Below are 8,124 nucleotides of genomic sequence, written 5' to 3'. Positions count from 1 at the left end.
ACGCCGACCAGCACCAAGAACACGGCCAGCGCGATCAGCGCCTTGTCGGTGATCTGGTCACCCCACGTCTCGGAGACCGCCGCGTCGCTGATCGCCTGCTTGCTGGGCTTGCCGTCGGCGCCCTTGGGTCCGAACGCATCGAAGAGGGCGTTGCGCAGCTTGGTCGTCTGATCGTTGGTCAGCGTCTCCGAGCGGATCTGCACGGTCGCGCCGGCGCCGTTGCCGACGACCACCACCGATTCCGGATCCTTGCCGAGGGCCTGGTGGAACACCTCCGAGACCTGCGAGGTCTGCACGGTGCCCGTCTTCCCGGCGGCCGGCATCGACACCGTCGTGCCGCCGTTGAAGTCGATGCCGAAGGTGAAGCCCCGCAGCAGGATCGACAGGATGGCGACGGCGACGATCGCGCCGCTGATGCCGAACCACAGCCGGCGCCGCCCGACCACCTCGAAGGCGCCGGTGCCGGTGTACAGGCGCGACAGGAACCCGTGGTGCGGGGCGCCGTCGGTCAACTCGGTGGCGCCCTCGGAGGCTTCGGTGAGCTCGGTTGCGTCCTTGGAGGCTTTGGAGGAAGTCATGCGCTATCCCCGTCCCGTCTTGACCTGCGCCGAAGCCCGGCGTTCGCGGGCCACCTGCTGAACGGCGCCCAGGCCGTTGTAGGCCGGCTTTGCCAGCGTCGGGGACTTGGACGCCAGATACACCAGCGGCCAGGTCACCAGGAACACCACCACGATGTCGAGGACGGTGGTGAGGCCCAACGTGAAGGCGAAGCCGCGCACCTGGCCGATCGCCAGGGCGTAGAGCACCGCGGCGGCCAGGAAGGTGACGGCGTTACCCGACACGATGGTCTTGCGGGCCCGCACCCAGCCTCGGGGCACCGCGGACCGGAACGAACGGCCTTCGCGGATCTCGTCTTTGATGCGTTCGAAGAAGACGACGAACGAGTCGGCGGTGGTACCGATACCGATGATCAGACCCGCGATGCCCGCCAGATCCAGGGTGTAGTTGATCTGGCGACCCAGGATCACCAGGATCGCGAAAATCATTGCGCCGGAAGCGCCCAGCGACAGGGCGGTGAGCAGTCCCAGCACCCGGTAGTAGAGCAGCGAGTACACCAGCACCAGGATCAGGCCGATGGCGCCCGCGATCAGGCCCGCCCGCAGCGAGGTCAATCCCAGTGTCGCCGAGACGGTTTGGGCCTCCGAGGCCTCGAAGGACAGCGGCAGTGAGCCGTATTTGAGGACGTTGGCCAGCTGCTTGGCCGTCGCGGCGGTGAACGGCGGATCGCCACCGCTGATCTGGGTGCGGCCGCCGGGGATCGCCTCCTGGATCATCGGCGCGCTGACCACCTGCGAGTCCAGCGTGAAGGCGGTCTGGGTGCCGATGTGGGCGGCGGTGAAGTCGGCCCAGGTGTTCGCCGCGGCGGACTTGAACTGCAGGTCGACAACGTAGCCGATGCCGCGCTGGTTCTGGCTGGCGCTGGCGTCCTGGATCTGGTCACCGCTGATGATCGACGGCCCCAGCAGGTAGGCGACCTTGTGGTCGGTGGAGCAGGTGATCAACGGCTGGGCGGGATCGTCGTTGCCGGCCAGGATGTCTTCCTTGTCGCAGCGCGTCGCCTGAAATTGCAGGGCCAGGAACTGGATGCCCTGACGCGTGCTCTGGCGCCACTTCTTCTCGTCGGCGATGCGGTCGGCGAGTTCCTTGCGCGGGTCGGGCGGCGCGGGTTGTTCCCCGGGCGGCGCCTCGGCCGCGGGACCCCCGGGCGCGGGCGCCGGTGCGGGTGCCCCGATCGCTGGCGCTGGCGCGGGGCTGGGTGCCGGGCTGGGAGTCGGGGGCGGGTCCTGCGGATACGGCCGGGGCTGGGCACCCGGGTGCGCGGGAGCCGGCTGAGCCGGTTGTCCCGGAGCCGGCTGTGCTGGCGCCGGTTGTCCCGGAGCGGGCTGGCCGGGCGCCGGTTGTCCCGGAGCGGGCTGGCCGGGCGCGGGCTGGCGCGGCGCCGGCTTGGGCTCCGCGCTCTGGGCCGGCATGGAGTTGAGCACCGGCCGGATGTAGAGCCGGGCGGTCTGGCCCAGGTTGCGCGCCTCGTTGCCGTCGTTTCCGGGGACGGTGATGATCAGGTTGTCGCCGTCGACCACGACCTCCGAACCGGAGACGCCGAGCCCGTTGACCCGGGCGCCGATGATCTGCTGGGCCTGCGCCAACGCCTCACGGCTGGGCTTCGACCCGTCCGGGGTGCGCGCGGTCAGCGTGACGCGGGTGCCGCCCTGCAGGTCGATACCGAGCTTCGGAGCGGCTCGCTTGTCCCCGGTGAGGAACACCAACAGGTAGACGCCGACGAGCAATAACAAGAAGACCGACAGGTAGCGGGCAGGGTGCACCGGCGCCGAAGACGATGCCACGTTCCTTCTATCTCCTCGAATATCGGTTACTTACCCCGGAGGAGAGCCTACGTGGCCCTCGATTACCGGTTGCGCAAGCGGTCCGCCGGGTGGCGATCGGCCGTCAGGAATCCTTGCTGATCGAGCCCTCGTCGGCGGGGTCGTCGCCGTCGGCCAGGTCCTCGTCGTCGTCGGGCAGGATCCGGTCACGGATCGCCAGCTTCATCCAGGTGGTCACCACCCCGGGGGAGATCTCCAGATCCACGTTGTCCTCGGTGATGGCGACGACGGTGGCCTGCAGGCCAGACGTGGTGTGCACCCGATCGCCCGGGCGCAAGGACTCGTGCAGGTCGATGGTGGCCTGCATCGCGCGCTTCTGACGGCGCGATGCCAAGTACATGAACCCGCCCATGATGAGCAGGAACGGCAGGAACAGGATCAGACTCTGCATGGACGCGCCTGTCTTTCGTCGTAAATATTCTTCGGCATACGGGGCATTACTACGGCTGGGTGCCGGTAGGACTCGTGCGTCGCGCACCTCGTAACGGTCCAGTGTGCCCGTTCAGTCTGGCAGGCCACGGGTCGCGACCGACCGCCACGGTGCACGCAGTGCCCGCCGGGGTCAAGCTCGATAGGCTTTTGATGCGACGTGACACGCGCGCCGCGGGGAGGAGTTTTGTGGTGGCCAGCCTCGAGCAGACCCGCCAGCTGGTCACCGAGATCCCCGGTCCGGCATCGCTGGAACTGAGCAAGCGCCGGGCCGCGGCGGTGTCGCACGCGGTGAACGTGTCGGTGCCGGTTTTCGTGGCGCGCGCCGGCGGCGGAATCATCGAGGACGTCGACGGCAACCGGCTGATCGACCTGGGGTCCGGCATCGCGGTGACGACGATCGGCAACTCGTCACCCCGGGTGGTCGAAGCGGTGCGCGCGCAGGTCGAAGCGTTCACCCACACCTGCTTCATGGTGACGCCCTACGAGTCCTACGTCGCCGTCGCCGAGACGCTCAACCGCATCACCCCGGGTTCGGGCGAGAAGCGCTCGGTGCTGTTCAACTCCGGCGCCGAGGCGGTGGAGAACGCCGTCAAGGTCGCGCGCGCCTACACCCGCAAGCCCGCCGTGGTGGCGTTCAACCACGCCTACCACGGCCGCACCAACCTGGCCCTGGCGCTGACCGCCAAGTCGATGCCCTACAAGGGCGGCTTCGGCCCGTTCGCGCCGGAGATCTACCGCGCGCCGCTGTCCTACCCCTATCGGGACGGTCTGGTCGACAAGGAACTGGCCACCGACGGGGAAAAGGCCGCCGCGCGCAGCATCAATATCATCGAGAGCCAGATCGGCGCCGACAGCCTGGCCGCGCTCATCATCGAGCCGATCCAGGGCGAGGGCGGGTTCATCGTTCCGGCCGAGGGCTTCCTGCCCACCCTGCTGGACTGGTGCCACAAGAACGACGTGGTGTTCATCGCCGACGAGGTGCAGACCGGATTCGCGCGGTCGGGCGCCATGTTCGCGTGTGAGCACGAGGGCATCGAACCCGACCTGATCTGCACCGCCAAGGCCATCGCCGACGGACTGCCGCTGTCGGCGGTCACCGGGCGGGCGCAGATCATGGACGCCCCGCAGGTCGGCGGTTTGGGTGGCACCTTCGGCGGAAACCCGTTGGCTTGCGCGGCGGCGTTGGCCACCATCGAGACGATCGAGAACGACGGTTTGATCGAGCGCGCGCAGCGGCTGGAACGCCTGATCACCGAGCCGCTGTTGCGTCTGCAGGCCGGCGACGACCGGATCGGCGACGTGCGCGGCCGGGGCGCCATGATCGCCATCGAACTGGTGAAGTCGGGAACCGCCGAGCCCGACAAGGAACTGACCCAGAAGCTGACCGTCGCGGCCGCCGCCGCCGGCGTGATCGTGTTGACGTGCGGCATGTGGGGCAACATCATCCGGCTACTGCCCCCGCTGACCATCAGCGACGAGCTGCTGGCCGAGGGCATCGACATCCTCGGCGGCCTGCTGCGCGAGCTGTAGACCGGGACTTCCCACCGCGCGTGGGCAATCTCACAAACACCACAAACGCCAGATCATGGTGGAATACCTTTACTTTAGCTAACGTTCTATATGTCAGCGCGGACAGCGCAATTTGACTCGCTAACTTTCATTTGCAAGGGATCTGTTATGTCGACTGCTATTCACGACGAAGAACTCAACCGCCGCATCGAGCAACTCATTGCCAACGACCCCCAGTTCGCCGCCGCCCGGCCGGACCCGGCGATCACCGCCGCCACCGAGCAGGCCGGGCTGCGGCTGCCCCAGATCATCCGGACCGTGCTCGACGGCTATGCCGACCGGCCCGCACTGGCGCAGCGCGTCGTGGAATTCGTCAAGGACGCCAAGACCGGACGCACCACCGCCGAGCTGCTCCCCCGCTTCGAGACCATTACGTATGGCGAACTGGGCGAACGGGTTTCGGCTCTCGGCCGCGCCTGGGCCAGCGACTCGGTGAGCCCCGGCGACCGCGTCTGCGTGCTGGGCTTCAACAGCGTGGACTACGCCACGATCGACATCACGCTGGGCACCATCGGTGCCGTGTCGGTGCCGCTGCAGACCAGCGCGGCGATCTCGTCGCTGCAGCCGATCGTCGCCGAGACCGAGCCCAGCCTGATCGCATCGAGCGTCAACCAGCTGCCCGACGCCGTGGAGCTGATCCTGGCCGGCGACCACGTGCCCGGCAAGCTCGTCGTGTTCGACTACCAGCCCGAGGTCGACGACCAGCGCGAGGCCGTGGAGAGCGCCGTGGCCCGGCTGGCCGGCACCGACGTGGTGGTCGAGAAGCTCGCCGACGTGTTGGAGCGCGGCAAGGACCTACCCCCGGTTCCCGAGCAGCAGACCGACGAGGACTCGCTCGCGCTGCTGATCTACACCTCGGGCAGCACCGGCGCCCCGAAGGGTGCGATGTACCCGCAGAGCAACGTCGGCAAGATGTGGCGGCGCGGCAGCAAGAACTGGTTCGGCGAGAGCGCCGCGTCGATCACCCTCAACTTCATGCCGATGAGCCACGTCATGGGCCGCGGGATCCTCTACGGCACGTTGGGCAACGGCGGCACCGCCTACTTCGCGGCCCGCAGCGACCTGTCCACCCTGCTCGAGGACCTCGAGCTGGTGCGGCCCACCGAGATGAACTTCGTCCCGCGGATCTGGGAAACGCTGTACGGCGAATTCCAGCGCCAGGTCGAGCGCCGTCTGGCCGGCGGTGCCGATCGCGAGGCCGTTGAGGAAGAGGTGCTGGCGGAACAGCGCCAGTACCTGTTGGGCGGGCGGTTCATCTTCGCGATGACGGGCTCCGCACCCACCTCACCGGAGCTGAAGAAGTGGGCCGAGTCGCTGCTGCAGATGCACTTGATGGACGGCTACGGCTCGACCGAGGCCGGAATGGTGTTGTTCGACGGGGAGATCCAGCGTCCGCCGGTGATCGACTACAAGTTGGTCGACGTTCCCGACCTGGGCTACTTCAGCACCGACCGCCCGCACCCGCGCGGTGAGCTGTTGCTGCGGACCGAGAACATGTTCCCCGGCTACTACAAGCGGGCCGAGACCACTGCGAACGTGTTCGACGAGGACGGGTACTACCGGACCGGTGACGTGTTCGCCGAGATCGCCCCGGACCGGCTGGTGTACGTCGACCGACGCAACAACGTGCTCAAGCTCGCCCAGGGTGAGTTCGTCACGCTGGCCAAGCTCGAGGCGGTGTTCGGCAACAGCCCGCTGATCCGCCAGATCTACGTCTACGGCAACAGCTCCCAGCCCTACCTGCTGGCCGTGGTGGTGCCGACCGAAGAGGCGTTGGCGGACAATGACATCGAGTCGCTCAAGCCCAAGATCGCCGACTCGCTGCAGAAGGTCGCCAAGGAAACCGGCCTGCAGTCCTACGAGGTGCCGCGTGACTTCATCATCGAGACCACCCCGTTCAGCCTGGAAAACGGTCTGCTGACCGGGATCCGCAAGTTGGCGTGGCCGAAGCTCAAGGCGCACTACGGCGAACGGCTCGAGCAGATCTACGCCGACCTGGCCGCCGGACAGGCCAACGAGTTGGCCGAACTGCGCCGCAGCGGCGCCCAGGCGCCGGTGCTGCAGACCGTCAGCCGCGCCGCGGCCGCCATGCTGGGCGCGACGGCCGGCGACCTGTCACCCGACGCCCACTTCACCGATCTGGGTGGAGACTCGTTGTCCGCGTTGACATTCGGCAACCTGCTGCGCGAGATCTTCGACGTCGACGTGCCGGTGGGTGTGATCGTCAGCCCGGCCAACGACCTGGCGGCCATCGCCGCCTACATCGAGGCCGAGCGCCAGGGCTCCAAGCGGCCGACGTTCGCGGCCGTGCACGGACGCGGCGCCACCACGGTGCACGCCAGTGACCTCACGTTGGACAAGTTCCTCGACGAGGCCGTCCTGGCCGGCGCGCCGAGCCTGCCCAAGCCGGCGACCGAGGTGCGCACGGTGCTGTTGACCGGCGCGACCGGATTCCTGGGCCGCTACCTGGCGCTGGACTGGCTCGAGCGGATGGACATGGTCGACGGCAAGGTCATCGCACTGGTGCGGGCCCGCTCCGACGAGGAGGCGCGCGCCCGGTTGGACAAGACCTTCGGCGTGGGCTCTCCCGAAGGCGACCCGAAACTGCTGGCGCACTACCAGAAGCTGGCCGCCGACCACCTCGAGGTGATCGCGGGCGACAAGGGCGAGGCCAACCTCGGCCTGGACCAGCAAACCTGGCAGCGACTGGCCGAGGAGGTCGACATCATCGTCGACCCGGCGGCCCTGGTGAACCACGTGTTGCCCTACAGCGAGCTGTTCGGGCCCAACGCGCTGGGCACCGCGGAGCTGATCCGGATCGCGTTGACCTCCAAGCAGAAGCCGTACACCTACGTGTCGACGATCGGCGTGGGCGACCAGATCAAGCCGGGTGAGTTCGTCGAGGACGCCGACATCCGGCAGATCAGCGCCACCCGGGCGATCAACGACAACTACGCCAACGGCTACGGCAACAGCAAGTGGGCCGGCGAGGTGCTCCTGCGCGAGGCGCACGACCTGTGCGGTCTGCCCGTCTCGGTGTTCCGCTGCGACATGATCCTGGCCGACACCACCTACTCCGGTCAGCTCAACCTGCCGGACATGTTCACCCGGCTGATGCTGAGCCTGGTCGCCACCGGTATCGCGCCCGGTTCGTTCTACGAACTCGACGCCGACGGCAACCGGCAGCGGGCACACTACGACGGCCTGCCGGTCGAGTTCATCGCCGCGGCGATCTCGACGCTGGGGACGCAGATCACCGACAGCGACACCGGCTTCCAGACCTACCACGTGATGAACCCGTACGACGACGGCATCGGTCTAGACGAGTACGTCGACTGGCTGGTCGAGGCCGGGTACTCGATCGAGCGCATCGCCGACTACTCCGAATGGCTGCGGCGGTTCGAGACGTCGCTGCGGGCCCTGCCGGATCGGCAGCGTCAGTACTCGCTGCTGCCGCTGTTGCACAACTACCAGAAGCCGGAAAAGCCGATCAACGGCTCGATGGCGCCCACCGATGTGTTCCGCGCGGCGGTGCAGGAAGCGAAAATCGGCCCCGACAAAGACATTCCGCATGTCACGGCGCCGGTGATCGTCAAGTACATCACCAACCTGCAGTTGCTCGGACTGCTGTAAGGGCAAACAAGCAATCGCCCAGTCCCGTTGCGGGACTGGGCGATTGCTG

General features: G+C 67.7%; 4 protein-coding genes and 1 pseudogene. 2 read left to right on the top strand and 3 right to left on the bottom strand.

What is annotated here, in order from left to right; translation table 11 throughout:
* From A5624_RS07380 to yajC, 3 genes and pseudogenes are all read right to left on the bottom strand, one after another.
* A pseudogene (locus tag A5624_RS07380) lies at positions 1 to 578 on the bottom strand (protein translocase subunit SecF); the annotation flags it as partial.
* 3 nt (positions 579 to 581) lie between these two features.
* Positions 582 to 2,402 (bottom strand): protein translocase subunit SecD, encoded by a 1,821-nt coding sequence (secD, locus tag A5624_RS07375; RefSeq protein ID WP_066863873.1) that lies wholly within the window; start codon positions 2,400 to 2,402, stop codon positions 582 to 584.
* A 103-nt stretch (positions 2,403 to 2,505) separates the two neighbouring features.
* Entirely contained in the window at positions 2,506 to 2,832 is a 327-nt protein-coding gene (gene yajC, locus A5624_RS07370; RefSeq protein ID WP_066863870.1) for a preprotein translocase subunit YajC, read from the bottom strand.
* Positions 2,833 to 3,062: 230 nt separating this feature from the next.
* Here yajC and gabT point away from each other — a divergent pair, with 230 nt between their 5' ends.
* The gene (gabT, locus tag A5624_RS07365; protein WP_066863883.1) at positions 3,063 to 4,403 is read left to right on the top strand and encodes a 4-aminobutyrate--2-oxoglutarate transaminase; all 1,341 of its coding nucleotides are present in this window, start codon (positions 3,063 to 3,065) and stop codon (positions 4,401 to 4,403) included.
* Between the two features lie 147 nt (positions 4,404 to 4,550).
* Complete coding sequence (gene car / locus A5624_RS07360) at positions 4,551 to 8,075, top strand: carboxylic acid reductase (RefSeq protein WP_066863868.1); 3,525 nt, start codon at positions 4,551 to 4,553, stop codon at positions 8,073 to 8,075.
* The last annotated feature ends 49 nt before the right edge of the window (positions 8,076 to 8,124 follow it).

Origin of the sequence: Mycobacterium sp. 1482292.6, assembly GCF_001672995.1 — a bacterium.
Lineage (GTDB): Bacteria > Actinomycetota > Actinomycetes > Mycobacteriales > Mycobacteriaceae > Mycobacterium > Mycobacterium europaeum_A.
The sequence above is the reverse complement of the archived record's forward strand: the minus strand, read 5'-3'. Positions and strand labels throughout refer to the sequence as shown.

Excerpts from the sequence above, each read along its gene's own strand:
- yajC (WP_066863870.1), bottom strand. The coding sequence starts at position 2,832 with ATGCAGAGTCTGATCCTGTTCCTGCCGTTCCTGCTCATCATGGGCGGG.
- car (WP_066863868.1), top strand. The coding sequence starts at position 4,551 with ATGTCGACTGCTATTCACGACGAAGAACTCAACCGCCGCATCGAGCAA.